Origin of the sequence: Bradyrhizobium sp. 45, from assembly GCF_023073155.1 — a bacterium.
Taxonomy (GTDB): domain Bacteria; phylum Pseudomonadota; class Alphaproteobacteria; order Rhizobiales; family Xanthobacteraceae; genus Bradyrhizobium; species Bradyrhizobium canariense_D.
Map to the genome: position 1 here is coordinate 1 of NZ_JADPIX010000006.1, position 21,436 is coordinate 21,436.

At 64.6% G+C, this 21,436-nt stretch carries 20 protein-coding genes; 11 read left to right on the top strand and 9 right to left on the bottom strand.

The annotated features are described in order from the left end of the window. Window positions 1-1,694, top strand: a 1,694-nt coding sequence (locus tag IVB42_RS00520; RefSeq protein WP_247469622.1) for an OmpA family protein, incomplete at its 5' end; no start/stop codon positions are given. Window positions 1,695-1,771: 77 nt separating this feature from the next. On the opposite strand, the gene argG is transcribed toward IVB42_RS00520, so the two are convergent. From argG to IVB42_RS00550, 6 genes are all read right to left on the bottom strand, one after another. Beyond that, window positions 1,772-3,109 carry an argininosuccinate synthase gene (argG, locus tag IVB42_RS00525; protein WP_018459769.1) on the bottom strand — a complete coding sequence of 446 codons (1,338 nt, stop codon included), beginning with the start codon at window positions 3,107-3,109 and terminating at the stop codon, window positions 1,772-1,774. A 93-nt stretch (window positions 3,110-3,202) separates the two neighbouring features. Further along, a complete protein-coding gene (locus tag IVB42_RS00530; RefSeq protein WP_018459768.1) occupies window positions 3,203-3,979 on the bottom strand; it encodes a phosphatase PAP2 family protein in 777 nt (258 codons plus the stop codon). 56 nt (window positions 3,980-4,035) lie between these two features. Next, complete coding sequence (locus tag IVB42_RS00535; RefSeq protein ID WP_018459767.1) at window positions 4,036-4,530, bottom strand: hypothetical protein; 495 nt, start codon at window positions 4,528-4,530, stop codon at window positions 4,036-4,038. Between the two features lie 157 nt (window positions 4,531-4,687). Beyond that, complete coding sequence (gene rlmN / locus IVB42_RS00540; protein WP_018459766.1) at window positions 4,688-5,890, bottom strand: 23S rRNA (adenine(2503)-C(2))-methyltransferase RlmN; 1,203 nt, start codon at window positions 5,888-5,890, stop codon at window positions 4,688-4,690. Between the two features lie 169 nt (window positions 5,891-6,059). Next, window positions 6,060-6,722 carry an invasion associated locus B family protein gene (locus IVB42_RS00545; RefSeq protein WP_018459765.1) on the bottom strand — a complete coding sequence of 221 codons (663 nt, stop codon included), beginning with the start codon at window positions 6,720-6,722 and terminating at the stop codon, window positions 6,060-6,062. A 117-nt stretch (window positions 6,723-6,839) separates the two neighbouring features. Continuing rightward, window positions 6,840-7,679, bottom strand: coding sequence for an SDR family oxidoreductase (locus tag IVB42_RS00550; RefSeq protein ID WP_018459763.1), 840 nt, complete (start codon window positions 7,677-7,679; stop codon window positions 6,840-6,842). 214 nt (window positions 7,680-7,893) lie between these two features. Between IVB42_RS00550 and IVB42_RS00555 the strand changes: the two genes are divergently transcribed. From IVB42_RS00555 to IVB42_RS00565, 3 genes are all read left to right on the top strand, one after another. After that, complete coding sequence (locus tag IVB42_RS00555) at window positions 7,894-8,868, top strand: NADPH:quinone oxidoreductase family protein (RefSeq protein ID WP_247397668.1); 975 nt, start codon at window positions 7,894-7,896, stop codon at window positions 8,866-8,868. Between the two features lie 206 nt (window positions 8,869-9,074). After that, window positions 9,075-10,118: a hypothetical protein gene (locus IVB42_RS00560; RefSeq protein ID WP_247370620.1), complete on the top strand. Its 1,044-nt coding sequence runs from the start codon at window positions 9,075-9,077 to the stop codon at window positions 10,116-10,118. A gap of 18 nt (window positions 10,119-10,136) precedes the next feature. Continuing rightward, window positions 10,137-11,303, top strand: a complete 1,167-nt coding sequence (locus tag IVB42_RS00565) for a TAXI family TRAP transporter solute-binding subunit (RefSeq protein WP_247338184.1) — start codon at window positions 10,137-10,139, stop codon at window positions 11,301-11,303. A gap of 144 nt (window positions 11,304-11,447) precedes the next feature. Here the strand turns inward: IVB42_RS00565 and IVB42_RS00570 are convergent, their stop codons facing one another. After that, the gene (locus tag IVB42_RS00570; RefSeq protein WP_018459760.1) at window positions 11,448-11,837 is read right to left on the bottom strand and encodes a YkvA family protein; all 390 of its coding nucleotides are present in this window, start codon (window positions 11,835-11,837) and stop codon (window positions 11,448-11,450) included. A 91-nt stretch (window positions 11,838-11,928) separates the two neighbouring features. Beyond that, window positions 11,929-12,231, bottom strand: coding sequence for a 4a-hydroxytetrahydrobiopterin dehydratase (locus tag IVB42_RS00575; RefSeq protein WP_018459759.1), 303 nt, complete (start codon window positions 12,229-12,231; stop codon window positions 11,929-11,931). A gap of 154 nt (window positions 12,232-12,385) precedes the next feature. Here IVB42_RS00575 and IVB42_RS00580 point away from each other — a divergent pair, with 154 nt between their 5' ends. Both IVB42_RS00580 and IVB42_RS00585 read left to right on the top strand, forming a co-directional pair. Then, window positions 12,386-13,831: a TAXI family TRAP transporter solute-binding subunit gene (locus IVB42_RS00580; RefSeq protein WP_018459758.1), complete on the top strand. Its 1,446-nt coding sequence runs from the start codon at window positions 12,386-12,388 to the stop codon at window positions 13,829-13,831. A 103-nt stretch (window positions 13,832-13,934) separates the two neighbouring features. After that, a complete protein-coding gene (locus tag IVB42_RS00585; protein ID WP_018459757.1) occupies window positions 13,935-15,476 on the top strand; it encodes an alkaline phosphatase D family protein in 1,542 nt (513 codons plus the stop codon). A gap of 10 nt (window positions 15,477-15,486) precedes the next feature. Here IVB42_RS00585 and IVB42_RS00590 read toward each other — a convergent pair whose 3' ends face one another. Further along, a complete protein-coding gene (locus IVB42_RS00590) occupies window positions 15,487-15,888 on the bottom strand; it encodes a response regulator (protein WP_026233873.1) in 402 nt (133 codons plus the stop codon). A 156-nt stretch (window positions 15,889-16,044) separates the two neighbouring features. On the opposite strand from IVB42_RS00590, the gene IVB42_RS00595 reads away from it, so the two are divergent. The 5 genes from IVB42_RS00595 to typA all read left to right on the top strand — a co-directional run bounded on the left by IVB42_RS00595 (window position 16,045) and on the right by typA (window position 21,365). Then, entirely contained in the window at window positions 16,045-16,809 is a 765-nt protein-coding gene (locus tag IVB42_RS00595; RefSeq protein ID WP_018459755.1) for a Crp/Fnr family transcriptional regulator, read from the top strand. Window positions 16,810-16,888: 79 nt separating this feature from the next. Continuing rightward, window positions 16,889-17,605 carry a prolipoprotein diacylglyceryl transferase family protein gene (locus IVB42_RS00600; RefSeq protein ID WP_247295794.1) on the top strand — a complete coding sequence of 239 codons (717 nt, stop codon included), beginning with the start codon at window positions 16,889-16,891 and terminating at the stop codon, window positions 17,603-17,605. Next, window positions 17,586-19,016 (top strand): radical SAM protein, encoded by a 1,431-nt coding sequence (locus tag IVB42_RS00605; protein WP_018459753.1) that lies wholly within the window; start codon window positions 17,586-17,588, stop codon window positions 19,014-19,016. The genes IVB42_RS00600 and IVB42_RS00605 overlap by 20 nt, the downstream gene beginning before the upstream one ends. Then, window positions 19,013-19,282 carry a hypothetical protein gene (locus IVB42_RS00610; RefSeq protein WP_018459752.1) on the top strand — a complete coding sequence of 90 codons (270 nt, stop codon included), beginning with the start codon at window positions 19,013-19,015 and terminating at the stop codon, window positions 19,280-19,282. The genes IVB42_RS00605 and IVB42_RS00610 overlap by 4 nt, the downstream gene beginning before the upstream one ends. Before the next feature lie 256 nt (window positions 19,283-19,538). Then, on the top strand, window positions 19,539-21,365 hold the full coding sequence (gene typA, locus IVB42_RS00615; RefSeq protein ID WP_018459751.1) for a translational GTPase TypA: 1,827 nt from the start codon (window positions 19,539-19,541) through the stop codon (window positions 21,363-21,365). Window positions 21,366-21,436 lie beyond the last annotated feature (71 nt).

Sequence of the window (21,436 nt, forward strand, 5' to 3'; positions counted from 1 at the left end):
AACCTGCGCCGCCCCCGGCTGCGGCTCCGCAACAGCACGCGCCGACACCGCCGCCTCCGGCACCGCCTTCCGCGCGCCCGGCTCCCCCGCCGCCAGCACCGCCGTCCGCCGCGGCTCCGCAGCACGCACCGACGCCGCCTGCGGCAGCAACTCCGCAGGGACGCCCAGCGCCGGCGCCCACGGCAACACCGTCGCCTGCGCCGGCCGCTCCGACCGCGCGACCGGGTGCTCCGGCTGCACCTGCAGCCACACCGTCACCGACGGCGACTCCTGCGCCGACCGCGACGCCGGCTCCAGGCAGCACGCCGGGCACGCCGCCGACTGGCCGCCCCGGTACGCCGACTCCCGGTGGCACTCCGACGCCGCCGCCCGGCCGTCCAGGTTCGCCTCCTGCGCCTAGTGCAACTCCGGCTCCGACAACGACGCCGGCCCCCGGTGGCGCCGTGACACCGCCCCCTGGACGCCAGGGTGGTGCGCCTCCTGCTGGTGCACCCGCTGCCGGAGCTCCGCCGACCCAGCCGCAGGCAGGCGCCCCGCCCCGGCCGCCGGCTCCCCCCGCCGGCGCCGCTGCACCGAGCACCGTGCCGGGCTCGGCGGCTGCGACCCCGCCGCCCAACAGGGCGCAATACGCGGCGCCCACGGTTGCGCCGGCGTTCCGCGCCGCGCCCACGACGACCACGCCCCTGCCGCCACCGCCGCGTCCGCCGCAGCGTGACCTGACGCCGCTCGCGATCGGTGCAGGTGTCGTCGCCGGTGCCGTGATCGGCGCCACCATCGCCGACTACCGCAACCAGCGCCGCGAGTCGGTCGAAGGCGGCCGCACCGTCTACACCGAGCCGGACCGCATCATCATCCGCGATCCGGGTGGGCAGACCTACGTCCGCGGCAACGATCTCTATCGCTTCCGCTATGGCGCCCGCGACATCCGCACCGAAACTGTCGGCGCCGATACCCGCACCGTGGTGATCCGTCCCGACGGCAGCGAGATCATTACCGTTGTAGGTCAGGACGGTCGGCTGCTGCGGCGAATCCGCAGGGACCCGGCCGGGCGCGAGCTCGTCATCATCGACAACAGCTACCGCGATCCGCAGTCGGTCGGCGGTTTCTATGTCGACGCGCCGCCGCCCGTCGTCAACATGCCCTACGATCGCTATATCGTCGACGCCCAGGAGGCCTCGCCGGACGTGATCTACGAGACGATGGTGGCGCCGCCGGTGCAGCGGATCAACCGTCGCTACACGCTCGACGAGATCCGCTACAGCCCGAATGTTCGCATGCAAATGCCGAGCATCGACCTCAACACGATCAACTTCGAGACCGGATCGTGGACCATCCCACCGGACCAGGCGGCGAAGCTGCAGTCGATCGCGGACGGTCTCAACCGTGCGATCCAGGCCAACCCGCGCGTGGTGTTCCTGATCGAAGGTCACACCGACGCGGTCGGCAACGACGTCGACAATTTGTCATTGTCGGACCGTCGTGCGCAGTCCGCGGCCGAATTGCTGACCCAGCAATTCGGTGTGCCGTCTGAAAACCTGACGTCGCAAGGCTATGGCGAGCAGTACCTGAAGGAGCAGACGCAAGGACCGAGCGCGATCAACCGGCGCGTCACCGTCCGCAACATCACGCCGTTGCTCAACGGCGGCCAGGCCTCGCTGCCGCCGCCCCCGCCCGGCACCGCGCCGCCGCGCTGAGGCGACACACAAATGCAAAATGGCCGGGAGCAATCCCGGCCATTTTTTGTTTTGTTTCGTAGCCCGGATGGAGCGTGTCAGCTCTTGTCGCTCTCCAGCCGGAAGATCTGCGAGCCTTCGCTGCCCGAGAGCAGGCCCGTGTCGCTGTAGAGCTTCAGCTTGGCGCGGGTATCGTTGATGTCGAGGTTGCGCATGGTGAGCTGACCGATGCGATCGGCCGGCGTGAACGCCGCGTCCTCGACCTTCTCCATGCTGAGCCGCTCCGGCGCATAGGTGAGGTTCGGGCTTTCGGTGTTGAGGATCGAGTAGTCGTTGCCACGGCGCAGCTCGAGCGAGACCTCGCCGGTGACGGCGCGCGCGACCCAGCGCTGCGCGGTCTCGCGCAACATCAGGGCCTGCGAATCGAACCAGCGGCCCTGGTAGAGCAGGCGTCCGAGGCGCATGCCGCTGATGCGGTACTGCTCGATGGTGTCTTCGTTGTGGATGCCGGTGACGAGGCGCTCATAGGCGATGTGCAGCAGCGCCATACCGGGCGCTTCATAGATGCCGCGGCTCTTGGCCTCGATGATGCGGTTCTCGATCTGGTCGCTCATGCCGAGGCCGTGGCGGCCGCCGATGGCGTTAGCTTCGAGGAACAGCGCGACGGGATCAGAGAAGGTCTGGCCGTTCAGCGCGACCGGCTGGCCTTCCTCGAAACGCACCACAACCTTCTCGGCCTTGACGTTGCAGTCGTCACGCCAGAACGGCACGCCCATGATCGGGTTGACGATCTTGATGCCGCTGTCGAGACTTTCAAGATCCTTGGCCTCGTGCGTCGCGCCGAGCAGATTGCTGTCGGTCGAATACGCCTTCTCGGCGCTCATCTTGTAGGCAAAGCCCTGCGCCGTCATGAACGCCGACATCTCGGCGCGGCCGCCGAGCTCGTCAATGAACTGCTGGTCGAGCCAGGGCTTGTAGATGCGCAGGCCCGGATTGGTCAGGAGGCCGTAGCGATAGAAGCGCTCGATGTCGTTGCCCTTGAAGGTCGAGCCGTCGCCCCAGATGTTGACGCCGTCCTCCTTCATCGCCGCGACCAGCATCGTGCCGGTGACGGCGCGCCCGAGCGGCGTGGTGTTGAAATAGGTGATGCCGCCGGTCGAGATATGAAAGGCGCCGGACTGGATAGCGGCGATGCCTTCGTGGACGAGCTGCGTGCGGCAATCGACCAGCAGCGCTTTCTCCGCGCCGAACTCCATCGCCTTGCGCGGGATCTCGTTGTAATCGGCCTCATCCGGCTGGCCGAGATTGGCGGTATAGGCGTAGCAGCGCGCGCCCTTCTGCTTCATCCAGAGCAGCGCCGCGCTGGTATCGAGGCCGCCCGAAAAAGCGATGCCGACTTTCTCCCCCTTGGGCAGGCTTTTCAGGATCGTGGTCATGGGGCTTCCAATCGGTCTCGAAGGGCTGATGTCGTTTCACGGGTTGACCGCGCGAATATCAAATTTCGCGGGGCTCGGCACCCCTTTAATGGCTCAAACTGACGGCTCGGCACCCGTCTTGCGTCCGAACAGGCGCTGGCGGAGCCGGTAAGCGGGCATGTTCAGCCGAGTCAGGGCGGCATCGACCGCCTCGTCGGAAAACCGGGTCCGCGGCCAGCGGTAAATCAGCGCGTAGGCAAACCAGATCACGACGAAGGTGACGAGGCCGGCGATCGACACGTCGGTGAAGAAATGGCCGCCAAAGGCCATCCGCAGCCCGCTGGTCACGAGGCCGAACACCACGGCTCCGGCATAAGCGAGCGGTCGCCACGCCGGCGGTGCCAGTGCGGCCGGCGCCAGCGTCCAGAACGCGGTCGCGCCCTCGCCCGAGAAGAACGAGCAGTTGCGCGCGCAGCCCCCGCGCGGATCCCACCACGGCACGAATTGCTGGTCGCCGGCGAACTGCGTCACCACCACCGGGCGCGGCCGGCCCCAATAGGACTTGAAGGCGAGATTGGTGAGGATGCCGGCCGACATGATGATCGTGACCAGCAGGAAGACGATCGCGCGACCGGATACCATCAGCGGGCGGTCGGGCCGGACCATCTTGACCACGAGCGCGATCAGCGCAGGCAGCACGAACGCCCAGGCGACCCACATCGCGGCGTCGCGCGCGAAGCCGGCCCAACCGTTCAGCTTGAGCGGAAACGTTTTCGTCTCAGGGTCGAAGAACAGCGCGGCGAGCTTGAGATCAAGCTCGGGATAGAGGCCGAAAACGACGCCGATCACGAGCCACAGCGCCAGGGCGATGAAGAGTCCAGTCCGGTTCATGGCGCGCGGTTTAGCCCAGTGGGAAAGGGATGAAAACCCCGTGACAAGTCAGAAAGTCACCGCGCATCCGGCCGCGAATTCGACGGCAGCGGCGGAGGCGGTTGGCGCGCAGGCGGCGGATTGCGCCAAGCGCCGGCATTGCGGCCGGCGATCAGCCAGTAGACGACGCCGGCGACGATGCCCGCGCCGGTCATGATCTCCAGATGCCGCCGCACAATGCCTTCGAATTGCAGCGTGTCGGAATGAAACGGGACCAGGCCGAGATAGCAGGCGAGCCCCACGACGCCTCCGCCCACGGCATAGGCGAGCGCGCTGCGGATGTAGAGCGCCTCGGTGATCGCCACGATCACCGCCGCCGGCACCAGCGCAAAGCCCGAGACGAAGATGAAGCCGAACCCGAGCAGGATATCGATCGTGCCCTGATCGACGGGACCGGCGCCGAGATCGGCGAACTCCGGAAACAACAGCGCGACGACAACGATCATGCCGCCGACGAAACAGGCGGCGAGGAAGCCGATGAAGATGACGACGAGGCGGCCGATCAGGGACATGATGGGAACGAATTGGTGACTGACGGCGTCGCCACATCCACAATCGTCATGCCCGGGCTTGACCCGGGCATCCACGACTTGCTCTCTCGTGGCTCGACGTGGATGGCCGGGTCAAGCCCGGCCATGACGGGCGTTGAGAGCGTCGCCATCATCAATATCAATCCGTCATCGCCATGGCCCGCAGCGTCTGGCGTTCACGGGCCGAGAGCTTTTCCGTCTCCGACTTGAGCTGGCCGCAGGCGGCGAGGATGTCGCGGCCGCGCGGAGTGCGCACCGGCGAGGAATAGCCGGCGTTGAAGACGTATTCGGAGAATTTTTCGATCTGGTCCCAGTCCGAGCACTCATAGGCGGTGCCGGGCCAGGGGTTGAACGGGATCAGATTGATCTTGGCGTGAATGCCCTTGAGCATCTTCACCAGCAGCTTGGCATCGTCGAGCGAATCGTTGACGCCCTTGAGCATCACATATTCGAAGGTGATGCGGCGCGCGTTCGAGGCGCCGGGATAGTCGCGGCAGGCCTGCAGCAATTCCTTGATCGGATATTTGCGGTTGAGCGGCACCAGCTCGTTACGCAGCTCGTCGCGCACCGCATGCAGCGAGATCGCGAGCATCACTCCAATCTCCTCGCCCGCGCGCACGATATTCGGGACCACACCCGAGGTCGACAGCGTGATGCGGCGGCGGGAGATGCCGATGCCTTCGTTGTCGCCGACGATCAGCAGCGCGTCGCGCACCGCGTCGAAATTGTAGAGCGGCTCGCCCATGCCCATCATCACGATGTTGGTGACGCGGCGCGTACCGTCTTCGCGATCGGCCCAATCATTCAGACGATCGCGCGCCACCATCACCTGTCCGACGATCTCCCCGGCGGTGAGATTGCGCACCAGGCGCTGCGTGCCGGTGTGGCAGAACGAGCAGTTCAGCGTGCAGCCGACCTGGGAGGACACACACAACGTGCCGCGATCGGTTTCGGGGATGTAGACGCACTCGACTTCATGCGCCCGCTCGACATTGTCGCCGCTCGGCAGCCGCAGCAGCCATTTGCGGGTGCCGTCGTTGGAGATCTGCTCGGCCACGACTTCGGGCCGGTCGACGGTGAAATGTTGCGCGAGCTCGGCACGAATGCCCTTCGAGACCGACGTCATCTCTTCGAAATTCTGGGCGCCACGGAAATACATCCAGTGCCACAGCTGCTGCACGCGCATCTTGCGCTGCGCCGGTGCAACGCCGATCTCGCCGAGGCGATCGGCAAGCTCGGTGCGCGACAGGCCGATCAGCGAGGGCCTCGCCGGCGGCACATAGGTCTCGAGCGGAGTCTTCTCCACCAGTGTTGCGTTGTGCGGCTCGGTCGTCGGTTGCATGGAATGGCCTGATTTAGGTGGTCGTTCTGGGATGGTCCAAAGGACTAAACCCGGAACCTCGAGATTCCGAGTTCGATGCTACGCATCGCCCCGGAATGACGGGAGAAAATCTGGAACGCGCCCTATATAGCAACCGGAACGGCCGATTGCGACCTTATCGACCGCAGGCTTAACGCCTGCAATCCTGCGCGATCTTGTCGAGCGCCTGGGCAAGGCCCTTCAGCGAAAAGGTGTCGGTGGTCTCGGTCCCCTTGGACGACATGCCCTTGACCACGAGATCGGCGGATTTGCGCATGGCCTCGACCATCCGCTCTTCCTCGGCCGCGTTCTTGATCCAGAGACCGTCGCCCTGCGAGTACATGGCGAAAGCGGCGCCGCCCACCTCGACCGAGGATTCAGAGCCCGGCTTCAGCGCATAGCCGATCATGACCGAGACTTCGTTGTTGACCTTCTCCGCCGGGCGGGTGGAGACGAAGGCATAGGCAGGATCGCGCGGCCGATTCGGCGGGTTGGTCTTCGACGACGACGGCTTGGCCAGCGCGAAGCAGACCTTTTTGCCGTTGGGCGCGGCCGAATAGGCGCCCCAGGTGCCGAACTGACCGATCAGGGTTGGCTCCGCGCCGCCGGCAACCGCCGCGTGCGGGGCCGCCGGCTTGCTCTCGGGCTTTGCAGCCGTCTTTCCGGTCGTATTGGCCGCCGGCGCGGCCGGTTTCGGCGCGGCCTCTTTCGGTGCAGTCTTGGGCGCAGGCTGCGCCGTCTGCGCCCGCGCGGAATCGATGATTCCACAGGCCGCCACGCCCGTCATCAAAGCTAAAATCAGCACCCGCCACATGCTGGAGTGGTTCCCTCAATATTGTGACTGGAAGATGGCCCGGTCGCGCATTGTCCCCGGGGCAGGGATAGCCGGGAAAGTCCAATTTGGGAAGGCAGTTAGCGAAGGTCGCGGCGACTAGGCCCTGGATCGCGCCGCGCGTTGCTCCGCCCATTGCGCATCGGTCCAGCGCAACAAATCCTCGACGCCGGAGCTGCGCAAATGCGCGCCACCGTCGATCACCACCATCTCGCCGTTGATGTAGCCGGCACGGTCGGAGACTAGGAAGCTGGCGAGGTCGGCAAGCTCGGGGTGCTCGCCGGCTCGTCCCATCGGGTTGCGCGCGGCCCACCCTTCGTCGCGACCCTCGGGGCGGAGCTGGCCCGAGGCGCCGGCGGTCGGGAACGGTCCCGGCGCGATCGCGACGGTGCGGATTCCCTTCGGGCCCCATTCCACGGCGAGACTTTTGGTCATCGCCAACACGGCCGACTTCGCCATCGCCGACGGCACGGTGAAGGCGCGACCGGTGATGGTCGAGGTCGAGAGGATCGAGAGCACGACGCCGCCATGCTTGCCGTCGATCCAGCGCTTGCCGGCGGCAAGCGTGCAATACATCGCACCATGCAGGGTCGGCGCGAGAATCGCATCCGCGGCGCGGAATGAGAGATGCTCACTCTGCGCGATGAAAGTCGCAGCCGCATTGTTGACGAGAATATCGAGCGGCGCCCCGCGCCAGATCGCGTCCATCATGCTCTCGACGGCGGTGCCGTCTCGGATATCGCAGGCGATCGTGGTGACCTTGCCGCCGTTCTCTTCGCGCATCTTGCTCGCCGCCGCCTCGAGCCGATCGAGCTTGCGGCCGCAGATCACGAGCTCGGCGCCGAGCGCGAGGAAACGGTGCGCCATTGCAGCACCGAGGCCCGAACCGCCGCCGGTGACGAGGATGCGCTTGTCCTTGAGCAGGCCTGTTTCAAACATGGTTTGAATCCTTCTTGTTTCGTCGTTGCGCGCGCAGCGGGAAACCGTACCGCGGAAATAGGCTTCGCTACGCTCCCAATGACGGGAGGATAGGCTCCTGCGTTCCAACTGACAAAGAAACCGGATTGTCGCCCGCACCTAAATCCGGCAGAAACGGGCAAACTATAAATCCACTCGAAACGCCCAGTACTTCACTTCTCAAGAAGGTGCCGCCATGAAAGCCATCCTCTGCTCGCAATATTGCCAGCCCGACGATCTCGTTCTGGCCGACGTGCCGGATCCGGTGGCCGGTCCCGGCGAAGCCGTGATCGCGATCAAGGCTGCGGCGCTGAACTTCTTCGACATCCTGATGATTCAAGGCAAGTACCAGATCAAGCCGCCATTCCCGTTCTCGCCGGCCGCCGAAGTGGCTGGGGTGATCGAGAGCATCGGTCCCGGCGTGACTGATCTGAAGATCGGCGATCGCGTCGTCGCCTCCTGCGGCCACAACGGCGCGCGCGAAAAGATCGCGCTGCCGGCGGCATCGATCGTGAAGATCCCCGACAATCTCGATTATGACCGCGCGGCCGGCATCATCATCATCTACGGCACCGCGCTGCATGCGCTGGAAGATCGCGCGAGCCCGAAGCCGGGCGAGACGCTCGCGGTGCTCGGCGCCGCCGGCGGCACCGGACTTGCCGCGTGCGAGCTCGGCAAGCTGATGGGCCTGAAGGTGATCGCCTGCGCCTCGTCGGACGAGAAGCTCGAATTCGCGAAGGCGCACGGCGCAGAACTCGCGCTCAATTACGGCAAGGAAGCTTTGAAGGAAGGCCTGCGAAAGCTTACGGGCGGCAAGGGCGTCGACATCATCTTCGATCCGGTTGGTGGCACCTATGCCGAGCAGGCCCTGCGCTCGATTGCCTGGGAAGGCCGCTTCCTCGTGATCGGCTTCGCCGCCGGCGACATTCCGAAGATGCCGCTGAACCTCGCGCTGCTGAAGGGCTGCGATATCCGCGGCGTGTTCTGGGGCGCCTGGACCCGGCTCAACCCGGAAAAGAACCGCGCCAATCTCGAGAAGCTCGTGAAGTGGACAGCGGAAGGAAAGATCTCCTCGCATGTCGATCGCGTCTTCCCGCTGGCGCAGACGGCGGATGCGCTCAAGGTGCTCGCCGGACGCCAGGCGATGGGCAAAGTGATCCTGCATCCGTGAGGCTATGCGGCACGACGTGTGTCGGTACGGCCGCTCGCCACGAGCTCAACTGTCATCGCCCGGCTTGACCGGGCGACCAGTACTCCGAGACGTCAGTCATTGAATCGAGAAGCCGCGGCGTACTGGATTCCCGCCTTCGCGGGGAATGACCGCGAGCGCGGGACAGGCAGTGTCCGCGCCGCCGCCGGGTCAATCCCCGTCAACCATTGTCGACAAAATTGCGGGGCATTCCTCCGCCTCGCCTCAATCAAACCCAAATATCTCCCGATTCGCGCAAGCCGCCGACGTTTTTTGGGCTGATTCAGACGGCGATTTACCGGCTCCAGTTTGCGGGGCATTTCTGGACAACAACAAAAAGACTGAAGCCGGGATGCCCCAGCGTTGCGTTAGTAGTGGGGAGCATCACCATGGAGACGACGGCGTACCGCCCGTCCAGGGAATCGAGATCGTTCGATTCCGATCAAGCTGCATCACATCCGGCCGTCGCGTCCTATATCCGTGCGCGCGCCGCGCGGCTCGATCTGTCACCGGAAGATCCAATTCCACTGTTCCTGTCCGATCCGCTCGGTGTGCCGGAGTCAGGCGAATATACGGCGCGGGCGTTGGGTCCCCGGCTCAGAATTGTCCCGCGTGTTCTCGCGGCGGTTCTCATCGCATCCACGCTGGCCGTTGCGGCCGCGCTGTATCAGCCCAGTCTCCGCAATCTCTTCGCCGCCGACGCTGCCGGCCCGACGGGTGCCGAGCTGGACCAGGCCATGGCGTCGGCCAACGTGCCGGACAGGCCTCAGACCGCGTACAAGGACCCGGCGCGCTTGAGCAACACAAGGCTGGCGAGCGCTGACGCGCAGGATCTCCCCGCAGCCTCAGCTCCGAGCCGCGAAGCGATTGCGACTGCCTATCAAACCGCGCTGCAAGCCCAGGCGCCCGGGCCAGTCGCGGCGCCGCCTGCGCCCCCACCGCCCGCTAAGACGCTCGATGCCGACACACTGGCTGGGCTGATGGCGCGCGCGAACGGTCTGTTGGCGGTCGGCGACATTGCCGCGGCGCGCCTGCTGCTCGAACGGGCCGCCAATGCACAGGATGCAACGGCTGCATTTCTGCTCGCGCAAACCTATGACCCGGCGGTGCTGGGCACGAGCGACGCGCGGCGCGTTGCTGCCGACGCGACCGCCGCGCGCGACTGGTACCAAAAGGCCGCAGGCCTTGGATCGGCGGAGGCGCGGCAACGCCTCGCCCAGCTTCAGAACTAGAACTCTTTAGGGGATATCATGCGTAATGCTTTGAGAATGGCGCTTGCCGCCATCATGATGATCTATGCCTTCGCGGCACGCGCGGAGCAGACCGAATATGATCCGGCCAAGGTCTCTGACAGCCTGAAAGCCATCTTCCAGTTCGGTTCGACCTCGACCAAGCAGTCGCTGAACGCCAACACCGTGACGTTGATCACCGGCACGATCGGCGGCACCTATGTGCAATTCGGCGCCGACCTCGCCTCCGTGCTCGACGACGGCAACAGGATTCGTGTGTTGCCAATCGTCGGCCGAGGTTCGGTGCAGAGCGTTGCCGACATCCTGTTCCTGCAAGGCGTCGATCTCGGAATCGTCCGCGCGGATACGCTCGACTATCTCGAGCGCAAAGGTTTTGCCAAGGACATCAAGAAGCAATTCACCTATGTGACGAAGCTCTACAACGAAGAGATGCAGGTGATCGCGCCAAAATCGGTCGCGACACTCAAGGATCTGGAAGGCAAAACTGTAAGCGTCGATCTGCCCAACGGCGGCACCTTCGTCACCGCGCTCACCGTGTTCGAGCGGCTCGGGATCAAGGCGAAATTCGTTTATGTCGAGCAGCGCATCGCGATGGAGAAACTGAAGGCCGGCGAGATCGACGCCGTCATCGTGGTCGGCGGCAAACCGTACAAGTCCGTTTCGACCTTCGGCAATGACGGCCGCTTCCACCTTGCGACCGTGGATTATGCAAAGCCCCTCCAGAGCGACTATCTGCCGGCGACGCTGACCGCCAAGGACTATCCGAACCTGGTCAAGGAGGGCGAGAGCGTGGACACCATCGCGGTGCCGGCCGTGCTCGCGGCCTACAACTGGGCGCCCAACACCGAGCGCTACCGCAAGCTTGCACTGTACGTGGACGCGTTCTTCACGAAATTCCCGACGCTGCAGAACCCGCCCTTCCATCCAAAGTGGAAGGAGGTCTCGCTCGCGGCGCCCCTGGCGGGCTGGAACAGATTGCCGGTGGCGCAGCAATGGCTCGACCGCCACGGCGTCGAACCGGTGACGCGGCAACGCTTCGAGGCGTTCCTGCGACAGAGCCCCTCGGCCGCAAAAGTGTCCGACGCGGACAAGGAAACGCTGTTCAAGCAATTCCAGGCGTGGGACGCCGAAAAGGCCCAGGCCCAGGCGCAGGCGGAGAAGAAGTAGCGAGCAGTCATCCACACATACAGCTGTCATCGCCCGCGAAGGCGGCGATCCAGCATTCCGAGACGGTTATGGTTCAATCGGAAGGCCGCGGCGTGCTGGATTCCGCACCATCGCGAGGAATGACAGCGGAGTATGCGGCGACAGCTATTGCGCGGCTTCCGGCTCCACCTCATCCACCCCGCGCTTCAGCGCGGCGCGGGCGGCTTCGCGATGCTCGTTCGTGATGTGGCTGGCAACCATGCGGATCGCGGTGGCGAGTACGGCGGCGTCATCGGTGAAGCCGAGGATCGGCATCACGTCGGGAACGAAATCAAACGGCAGGATGAAATAGGCGATCGCCCCGAGCAGCGAGGCCTGGACATGGCGTGGCGTCTGGCGGTCGAACGCGCAGTAATAGGCCGCGAGCAGATCCTCCGCGAACGGCAGATGCGCGGCGACACGCTTCAGCTTGCGCCAGAAGCGGCGGCGCACGCTCTCACGATCTTCCGCGAGCCGGTCGGCGGGCTCGAAACCGACGCTGTGTTCGGCAGCCATGTTCGACAAACTCCCCGTTCCAGCCTGGGTGGCAGATCGCCGCATCCCGTGCTGATCACAAGATGGGGACGCGGCCTTCCCCTGCAAGACGTCAGCCTGGTGTCAGCTTGGCGATGGCGTTCATCGCCTTGGCGAGCTCGATGTCGAGCGCGGTGACGCCGCCGGCGTCATGGGTCGACAGCACCACCTCCACCGTTTTGTAGACATTGCGCCATTCGGGGTGGTGGTCCATCTTCTCGGCGACCAGTGCCGCGCGGGTCATGAAGCCGAACGCCTCGTTGAAATCCTTGAAGACAAAGGTTTTCCCGATCGCCTCGCGTCCTTGAGCCTCGGTCCAGCCAGGTAGTTCGCCCAGCGCCTGCCTGCGTGCCTCCGCCGAGAGCCGTTCTGTCATCCTCGCCTCCGTCCTTTCAGGGGAACTTTACCCTAACACCGCACTGACGCCCCGGGTTCATACGGGATTGGACCCCATCCGCTAACCATAACGGAGATGTAACCCTGCCGGACAAGAAATTTGCTACACTTGCAGGCGTAAACCGCCGGCCAAGATGAAACTGAGCCTCAAGCGAATGTTCGGGAGATCGATGACCGGGGGATTGGACCTGGCCGAAGCGCCCACCCCGCCCTCGCCGCGATCATCGGCGCGGAAGACGGCGCTCGTGACTCTCGCGCTGGTGCTCGCGATCGTTGGCGCGCTCGCCGGCGGCTATTACTTTGCCATGCGGCCGGTGACGCTGAAGATCGCGGTCGGCCCCGCCAACAGCGATGACGTCAAGGTCGTGCAGGCACTGACCCAGGCCTTCGCGCAGCATAAGAGTTCTGTGCGGTTGCGCCCGATCCAGACCGACGGCGCCACCGCCAGCGCCAATCTGCTCGCGGAAGGCAAGGCCGATCTTGCCATTGTGCGCGGCGACGTCGACGTACCGAAGAACGCGCAAGCGGTTGCGACCCTGCGCAAGAACGTCGTGGCGCTATGGTCCGTGTCCGGCAAGGGCAAGAAGAAGGGCGCGAAGATCACCAAGATCGCGCAGCTCGCCGGACATCGGGTCGGCGTGGTCGGCCGCACCCAGGCCAACGTCAATTTGCTCAAGGTGATCCTGCAGCAATACGGTGTCGATCCCGCCAAGGTCGAGATCGTGCAATACCCGGCAACCGAAGCCGTCGAAGCGATCAAGGCGCAGAGGGCTGATGCCTATCTCGCGGCCGGTCCCGTCAACAGCAAGATCACGGCGGAGGCGATCGCCGCTTCCACCAAGGATTTCGGCACGCCGACCTTTCTCGCGATCGATTCCGCGGATGCGATCGCCCAGAACCATCCGGTCTATGAAGCGGCCGAGATTCCCGCGGGCACTTACGGCGGCTCGCCCGATCGTCCCGATGACGAGGTCAAGACCATCAGCTTCTCGCACCACATCGTGGCGCGCAAAGCAGTGTCCGAAACCACCATCGCGGCGTTCACGCGCCAGCTTTTCTCCGTACGCCAGCAATTGGTGACGGAATTCCCGCTGGCGGCGAAGATCGAAACGCCCGACACCGACAAGGATGCGGTGATTCCCGTGCATCCCGGCGCCGCCGCTTTCGTCGACGGCGAAGAAAAGACCTTCCTCGACAGATACAGCGATTACATCTGGTGGACCCTGATGGCGCTCTCGGCCATGGGCTCGATCGGCGCCTGGTTTGCGGGCTATCTGAAGAAGGACGAGCGCGACAACAACAGCCATCTGCGCGAGCGGCTGCTCGACATGATCACCGCCGCTCGAAAGAGCGAAACGACCGAAGATCTCGATCAGATGCAGACCGAGGCCGACGAGATCCTGCGCGATACGCTGCGCTGCTACGACCACGGCGCGATCGAGGAAGGTGCGCTCACCGCCTTCAACATCGCGCTCGACCAGTTCCATGCGGCGGTTGCCGACCGCAAGGCGGTGCTGTTCAGCCTGCCGCAGAACCTGCAGCGCGCCGGTGCCCAATTCCGGGCCGCTGGCAACGCGTAAGCGCTCGCGCGTTATCGCCGCGTCACATTGTCTCAATATAGCGTCTGCTTCACCATGGCGACCGCCCTGGGCGATCGCCTCACGCGATATCGAGACCGTCTTCATGAACATCAAATTCTCCCGCCGCCGTTTCCTGACGACCAGCGCCGGCGCGCTCGGCGCGGTCGCAATGCCCCATCTCTCCCGCGCGGCCGACCGGCCGGCGGTGACCCATGGCGTGCAGTCGGGCGACGTCACCGTCGACAGCGGCGTGGTCTGGGCGCGCACCGACCGGCCCGCACAGATGCTGGTCGAGGTGGCGACGACGGAGTCGTTCAGGGATGCCCGCGCGCTGCCGCCGATCGCGGCGCTGCCCGACAGCGACTTCACCGCGAAGATGCTGATCGAAAACCTGCCGGGCGGACAGGACATTTTTTATCGCGTCCGCTTCCGCGATCTTTCGCACACCGCGGTGGAGGGCGAGCCGGTGACCGGCCGCTTCCGCACCGCACCCGCCGACCGTCGCGACGTCAGCTTCGTCTGGGGCGGCGACGTCGCAGGACAAGGCTGGGGCATCAACCCTGATGACGGCGGCATGTTCACCTTCTCGGCGATGCGCAAGCACCGTCCGGATTTCTTCCTGCACTCCGGTGACACCATCTATGCCGACGGCCCTATCCAGTCCGAGGTGAAGCTCGCGGACGGCAAGATCTGGAAGAACGTCACGATTCCCGAGAAGGCCAAGGTCGCCGAGACGCTGGACGAGTACCGCGCCGCGCACAAATACAATTTCACCGACGACAATCTTCGCGCCTTCAATGCCGAAGTGCCGATCTTCGTGCAGTGGGACGACCATGAGGTGACCAACAACTGGTCGCTGTCGAAGGAGCTGCCGGCGACCTACAAGGAGCGCGACATCGCACTGCTTGCGGCCCGCGCAAGCCGTGCCTTCCACGAGATGTATCCGATGCGCGAGAGCATCGTCGAGCCCGGCCGCGTCTATCGCCAGATCTCCTATGGTCCCCATCTCGACGTGTTCGTGCTCGACGAGCGCAGCTATCGCGGCCCGAACGGCCCCAACCTCGAAACCGTTTACGACCCGGCCAGCTATTTCCTCGGCCCGGACCAGATCGCCTGGCTCAAGCGCGGCCTGTTGAATTCTCGCGCGACCTGGAAAGTGATCGCCTCCGACATGCCGCTCAGCCTCGTCGTGTCAGACACGCCGAAGGGGGGATCGGAAGCCATTGCGCAGGGCGACGGCCCGGTGCGCGGCCGCGAGTTCGAGATCGCCGACATCCTGCGTTTCATCAAGATGGCGCCGGTCAGCAACACCGTGTGGCTCACGGCGGACGTGCATTACGCGGCCGCGCATTATTACGATCCGAACAAGGCGCAATTCCAGGATTTCGAGCCGTTCTGGGAGTTCGTGTCGGGCCCGCTTCACGCGGGCACATTCGGTCCGAACGCGCTCGACAATACGTTTGGGCCGGAGGTGCGTTTCGTCAAGGCGCCCGGGAAAGACAACCAGAACCTGCCGCCATCCGCCGGCATGCAGTTCTTCGGTCACGTCAAGATCGACGGCGCTTCCGGCCAGATGACGGTGACCTTGCGCGACCGCGCCGACGTCGCGCTGTGGTCAACCACGCTCGATCCGAAGCCGGCCTGACGCCGTATCGCTAGTTCGCCGCGCGGACCTGGAGCGCCGCCTCCAGCGCGTCGCTCGAACACGGCTTCTGCAATCGCGGCTGGCCGGCGAATTCGGGCGGGATGCGCGCGTCAGCGCCGTAGCCGGTGACGAACACAAAGGGAATTTTCAGCGCCGCGAGCCGTTCGGCGACCGCAAAGCTGTTCTCGCGACTCAAACCGACGTCGAGCAAGGCGAATTCGGGGGCGTGCGCCGCGATTGCGGTCAGCGCCTGCGCCACTGAACCTACCGTGCGGACGCTCTTCACGCCAAATCCGAGCAGGCGATCTTCGAAGTCGATCGCGATGATCGGATCGTCCTCGACAATGAGCACATCGGCGGGACAGTTTGAACCATCGGAAACAGCGGGTGCCATCATCGTAACTTGGAGCATGAGGTTTCTCTGACTGGGATACCGCGTCACGACGCCTGTACCCGGCGCGGAGGTTCCCGGAACGAAACCACCACATCACAGTTGTTAGGTCTGTCTACTTGTGCACACAGGACCTCGTCGGAACTCGCTAAATGTGGAGGCGGATGGGAGTTTAAGATGGACGCGCGGACCAGCAACGCCACCGAGATCGATAGCCGGCCGACCAACAATCTGCTGCGGCGCTTGAGCCCGGCCGACTTCGCCCTGCTTGCGCCGCATGTCATGCTCGAAAGCGCCGCAGCGAATGAGCTGCTCTACAACCCCGGCGACGACGTCCAGGTCGTCCACTTCCCCTGCGGACCGTCGCTTGCAACCTTCCTCGTTCCCAATGAGGACGGCCGCGATGTCGAGACCATCCTGGTCGGCCGCGAAGGCGCGGTGGGCGGCATCGTCAGCGAGGGTTATCTGCCGGCCTATACCCGGATCTGCGTGAAATTCGGCGGGCCGTTTGCGCGAATTCACGTCAGCAAGCTGGAGGCCGCCAAGCAGCGCTCGCCCTCGTTGCGCCATGTCTTCGCTCGTTACGCCGACTGCATGCTGGCTCAGATCTTCCAGTCCACCGCCTGCAACGCCATTCACTCGATCGAGCAGCGCACCGCCAAATGGATGCTGGCCGCTATGGAGCGGACCGGCGACGAGAGCAGCGTGCCTCTGACGCACGAGCAACTCGCGACACTGCTCGGCGTCGGCCGCAGCTATGCCAGCCGCGTGCTCCAGTCGTTCAAGGCGGAGGGCGTGCTCGACACGCGACGCGGATCGATCCTGGTCCGCAACCGCGAGGGCCTGCGCCTGCGCTCCTGCCTGTGCAACGAGGCCGTGAAGATGCACTTCGAGGAGGTGCTGCGCGGCGTCTATCCGACCGAGGAGAGGCAGGCCGGCTAGCCGCCTGACTCGCTCCTCTTCGGGGATAAGAAGCGGCCGCACTATCCCGCCGCGGGGGAACCTGGGCTAATGTCCCCGCATGAGCGGGGCTTTCCTTCACACTCTCTTCGACATCGCGGCGTGGCTGACTGCGGCCGTGGCGCTCTACGGGCTGTCGCGACAGGGCTTGCGGTTTCCGGCGCAATCCTTTGAGCGGTCCTACCTCGCCGCTTTGGTGTTCGGCGCGGGGCTCGGCGCCTATCTGTTCGGCTCCGCCAATCTGTGGCTGTCGGGCCAGAGCGGCATCGCGCGCTCCGTGGAAGGAGCGCTGGTCGGCGGCATCTTGGCGATCGAGCTCTACAAATGGTCCGCAGGGATCACGGTCCGAACCGGCGCCCGTTTTGCGCTGCCGCTGGCGCTCGGCATCGCGATCGGCCGGCTCGGCTGCTTTTTCGCGGGCCTCGACGATTTCACCTACGGCACGCCGACGGCATGGCCCTGGGGCCATGATTTCGCCGACGGCATCCCGCGCCATCCCGTGCAGCTCTACGAAAGCGCCGCGATGGGGGTGTTCGCGCTGCTCTACGTGGTGGCGGTCTTGAACCGGAGCGCGTTTGTGATCACCAATGGTTTCTACCTCGTCCTCGTCTACTATGGAGCACAGCGCTTCCTGTGGGAATTCCTCAAGCCCTACGGCACGCTGATCGGCCCCTTCACGCTGTTTCACCTGCTGTCGCTGTCCATCCTGCTCTACGCCGTCGTCATGCTGGCGAGGGCGCCCAATGCGAGACCCATGCATGAACGCGCCGTTGCGTAAGTCGCGTCCCTATATCTTCTGGGGCCAGACCCAATCTCTCTGCGAGACCTGCCTGAAGCTGGTGCCGGCCAAGATCCAGATCCTCGACAACGAGGTTTGGTACGAGAAGCGCTGCAAGGAGCATGGCGTCCAGTCCACGCTCGTGTCGACGGACGCCGCGTATTGGCGCCTGTGCAAGGATTTCATCAAGCCGGGCGACCGGCCGCTGGCCTTTCAACGGCATACCGAATTCGGCTGCCCCTATGATTGCGGCCTGTGCCCCGACCACGAGCAGCATTCCTGCCTCGCGCTGATCGAGATCACCGAGCATTGCAATCTGACCTGCCCGGTGTGCTTTGCCGATTCCTCGCCGGCGCGGACCAGCTTCACGCCGCTGGCCAAGGTCGAGCGAATGCTGGACGCGCTGGTCGCGAGCGAGGGCGAGCCTGATTTGGTGCAGATCTCCGGCGGCGAGCCGACGCTGCATCCCGACTTCTTCGCGATCCTCGATGCGGTGCGCGCCCGCCCGATCCGCCATGTCATGATCAACACCAACGGCCTGCGTATCGCCCGCGAAAAGGATTTCGTGGCGCGGCTCGCCGAGAACAAGCGCGGGCTCGAGGTCTATCTCCAGTTCGACTCGCTCGAACGCGACGCTTTGATCAATCTGCGCGGCGCGGATTTGCGCAAGATCCGTCAGCAGGCGCTGGAGAATCTCGAGCATTACGGCGTATCGACCACGCTGGTGGCGACCATCAAGCGCGGTGTCAACGATGCCGAGATCGGCGACATCGTCCGCCACGCGCTGACCTGGAAGTGCGTTCGCGGCGTCACGCTGCAGCCGGTGCAGGACGCCGGCCGCAACGAAAATTTCGACAAGAACACCGATCGCATCATGCTGTCGGAGATCCGCAAGCGCGTGGTCGAAACCGGCGTGTTCGGCGACAAGGACATGATCCCGCTGCCCTGCAATCCCGAAAGCATCTCGATCGGTTACGGCCTGCGCAACGGCAAGAAAGTGCTGCCGCTGACCTCGCTGATCCCGCAGGAGCAACTCGTCGCATTGTTGCCCAATACGATAAGCCCGGAGAAGCATCCGGCGCTGAGGGAGAAATTCATCGATCTGTTCTCGCTGTCCTCGGGACCGCTGAACACGAGCGAGCGCGTCTGCGAATTGCTGTGCTGCCTGCCGAGCTTCGAGGTGCCGCAGGGAATCACGTACGAGAACGTATTCCGCGTCACCATCGTGCAGTTTCTCGATCGCTTCAATTTCTGCGTCGGCAACGTCAAGCGCAGCTGCATCCATTTCGTCACCGAGAACGGCGCGATCATCCCGTTCGACACCTACAATCTGTTCTACCGAAACGGAAAGATCGACGGCATCCGCGCCGAACTGGCGGCGCAGTCAACCGCAGGAGTCCTGCAGGCATGAGCATCAGCGACACGCCGCCGCCAGCCCCTCCGGGACCGCCTCCTGCCCCGCCGAACAAGCGCGGCGGCTGCCTGACCGCGATCATGGCGATCTTCGGGATCCTCATGCTGCTACCCGGTGCCTGCGCATTGCTGTTCGGCGGAATGTCGGTGATCGAGGGCGGCCGGATGGGTTCCGACGTGGCACCGCTGGTGTTCGTAGGCCTGGTCGTGGGGCTGGGCGGGGTCGCCCTGATCTGGGCCGCGATCAAGGGCCGGCGCGGCTGAGCCCGGCTTTTCGCCTAACCCCCGGGAATTCCCGGACAAAATTCAATCAACCAACGGCCAAAGAACACATTGTTTTTTGGCGGTTTTTGCCTATATTGCGCCGCAACGCGTAGGGTGCCCGGTCGATATGCCGGGCTTTCCCTTTTGGGCGGAAAGCGCCCCGTTTCCAGTCTTCAAGCGTTGTTTCGAGAAGAGGTCCCGGTCTGACCGGCGAGATCGCGCTTAACCCATTGTCCGACCGCAAAGAAGCCCACTCATGAATCTTCGCAACATCGCCATCATCGCCCACGTCGACCACGGCAAGACGACCCTGGTCGACCGCCTCCTCCAGCAATCCGGCACCTATCGCGAGAACCAGAAGGTGACTGAGCGCGCCATGGACTCCAACGATCTGGAGCGCGAGCGCGGCATCACCATTCTGGCCAAGGCGGCCTCGGTGCAGTGGAAGGACACCCGCATCAACATCGTCGATACCCCAGGCCACGCCGATTTCGGCGGCGAGGTCGAGCGCATCCTCAACATGGTGGACGGCGCGCTGGTGCTGGTCGACGCCGCCGAGGGGCCGCTGCCGCAGACCAAATTCGTGGTCTCCAAGGCGCTCAAGGTCGGTTTGAAGCCGATCGTCGTGATCAACAAGGTTGACCGTCCCGACGCGCGGGCAACCGAAGTCATCAACGAGGTGTTCGACCTGTTCGCGGCGCTCGACGCCAGCGAGGAGCAGCTCGACTTCCCGATCCTCTACGGGTCGGCCAAGCAAGGCTGGATGGCCGAGAGCCCGGACGGGTCGCAGGAAGCCGGCATGCAGCCGCTGTTCGACCTGATCGTGCGCCATGTCGCGCCGCCGACCGTCGAGGAAGGCCCGTTCCGCATGATCGGCACCATTCTGGAAGCCAACCCCTATCTCGGCCGCATCATCACCGGCCGTATTTCCTCAGGCTCGATCAAGCCGAACCAGGCCGTGAAGGTGCTGGGCGCCGACGGCAAGACGATCGAGCAGGGCCGCATCACCAAGATCCTCGCCTTCCGCGGCATCGAGCGCACTCCTCTCGACGAAGCCGAGGCAGGCGACATCGTCGCCATCGCCGGCCTGACCAAGGGCACCGTCGCCGACACCTTCTGCGATCCGTCGGTCGACACCCCGCTGGTGGCGCAGCCGATCGACCCCCCGACCGTGTCGATGTCCTTCATCGTCAACAACTCGCCGCTCGCCGGCACCGAAGGCGACAAGGTCACCAGCCGCATGATCCGCGACCGCCTGCTGCGCGAGTCCGAGGGCAACGTTGCGCTGCGGGTCGTCGAAGCCTCCGACAAGGACGCGATGGAAGTTTCAGGCCGTGGCGAATTGCAGCTCGCGATCCTGATCGAGACCATGCGCCGCGAGGGCTTCGAGCTTTCGGTGTCGCGTCCGCGTGTCGTATTTCAGAAGGACGAGGCCACCGGCGCCACCCTCGAGCCGATCGAGGAAGTCGTCATCGACGTCGACGAGGAGCATTCCGGTGTCGTCGTGCAGAAGATGAGCGAGCGCAAGTCCGAGCTGATCGAGATGAAGCCGTCCGGCGGCAACCGTCTGCGGCTGGTGTTCTACGCGCCGACCCGCGGCCTGATCGGCTACCAGGGCGAGCTGCTCACCGATACCCGCGGCACCGCGATCATGAACCGTCTGTTCCACGGCTACGCGCCGTACAAGGGCGAGATCCAGGGCCGCCGCAACGGCGTGCTGATCTCCAACGACCAGGGCGAAGCGGTGGCTTACGCCATGTTCAAGCTGGAAGATCGCGGCCCGATGATGATCGAGCCGGGCTGGAAGGTCTACAAGGGCATGATCGTCGGCGAGCATACCCGCGACAACGACCTCGAGATCAACGTGCTCAAGGGCAAGCAGCTCACCAACATCCGAACCACGTCGAAGGACGAAGCGGTGCGCCTGACCCCGCCGATCCGCATGACGCTGGAAAAGGCGCTGGCCTATATCGAGGACGACGAGCTGGTGGAGATCACGCCGAAGTCGATCCGCCTGCGCAAGCGGCACCTCGACCCGAACGAGCGCAAGCGCGCGGAAAAATCCAAGGAAGCGGTGGCTTAAGGCCACTCGGACACACGACGAATGCGTCATGGCCGGGCTTGTCCCGGCCATCCACGTCTTCGATACTGGTG

What these genes read in the sequence shown, in the direction of transcription:
- IVB42_RS00535 (WP_018459767.1), bottom strand. Translation starts at nt 4,530, where the DNA reads ATGTCCCTGATCGGCCGCCTCGTCGTCATCTTCATCGGCTTCCTCGCC.
- IVB42_RS00590 (WP_026233873.1), bottom strand. Translation starts at nt 15,888, where the DNA reads ATGCTCCAAGTTACGATGATGGCACCCGCTGTTTCCGATGGTTCAAAC.
- IVB42_RS00570 (WP_018459760.1), bottom strand. Translation starts at nt 11,837, where the DNA reads ATGGCTGCCGAACACAGCGTCGGTTTCGAGCCCGCCGACCGGCTCGCG.
- rlmN (WP_018459766.1), bottom strand. Translation starts at nt 5,890, where the DNA reads ATGCAACCGACGACCGAGCCGCACAACGCAACACTGGTGGAGAAGACT.
- IVB42_RS00555 (WP_247397668.1), top strand. Translation starts at nt 7,894, where the DNA reads ATGAAAGCCATCCTCTGCTCGCAATATTGCCAGCCCGACGATCTCGTT.
- IVB42_RS00530 (WP_018459768.1), bottom strand. Translation starts at nt 3,979, where the DNA reads ATGAACCGGACTGGACTCTTCATCGCCCTGGCGCTGTGGCTCGTGATC.
- IVB42_RS00605 (WP_018459753.1), top strand. Translation starts at nt 17,586, where the DNA reads ATGAACGCGCCGTTGCGTAAGTCGCGTCCCTATATCTTCTGGGGCCAG.
- IVB42_RS00585 (WP_018459757.1), top strand. Translation starts at nt 13,935, where the DNA reads ATGAACATCAAATTCTCCCGCCGCCGTTTCCTGACGACCAGCGCCGGC.
- IVB42_RS00565 (WP_247338184.1), top strand. Translation starts at nt 10,137, where the DNA reads ATGCGTAATGCTTTGAGAATGGCGCTTGCCGCCATCATGATGATCTAT.
- IVB42_RS00545 (WP_018459765.1), bottom strand. Translation starts at nt 6,722, where the DNA reads ATGTGGCGGGTGCTGATTTTAGCTTTGATGACGGGCGTGGCGGCCTGT.
- typA (WP_018459751.1), top strand. Translation starts at nt 19,539, where the DNA reads ATGAATCTTCGCAACATCGCCATCATCGCCCACGTCGACCACGGCAAG.
- IVB42_RS00575 (WP_018459759.1), bottom strand. Translation starts at nt 12,231, where the DNA reads ATGACAGAACGGCTCTCGGCGGAGGCACGCAGGCAGGCGCTGGGCGAA.
- IVB42_RS00595 (WP_018459755.1), top strand. Translation starts at nt 16,045, where the DNA reads ATGGACGCGCGGACCAGCAACGCCACCGAGATCGATAGCCGGCCGACC.
- IVB42_RS00600 (WP_247295794.1), top strand. Translation starts at nt 16,889, where the DNA reads ATGAGCGGGGCTTTCCTTCACACTCTCTTCGACATCGCGGCGTGGCTG.
- argG (WP_018459769.1), bottom strand. Translation starts at nt 3,109, where the DNA reads ATGACCACGATCCTGAAAAGCCTGCCCAAGGGGGAGAAAGTCGGCATC.
- IVB42_RS00580 (WP_018459758.1), top strand. Translation starts at nt 12,386, where the DNA reads ATGAAACTGAGCCTCAAGCGAATGTTCGGGAGATCGATGACCGGGGGA.
- IVB42_RS00550 (WP_018459763.1), bottom strand. Translation starts at nt 7,679, where the DNA reads ATGTTTGAAACAGGCCTGCTCAAGGACAAGCGCATCCTCGTCACCGGC.
- IVB42_RS00610 (WP_018459752.1), top strand. Translation starts at nt 19,013, where the DNA reads ATGAGCATCAGCGACACGCCGCCGCCAGCCCCTCCGGGACCGCCTCCT.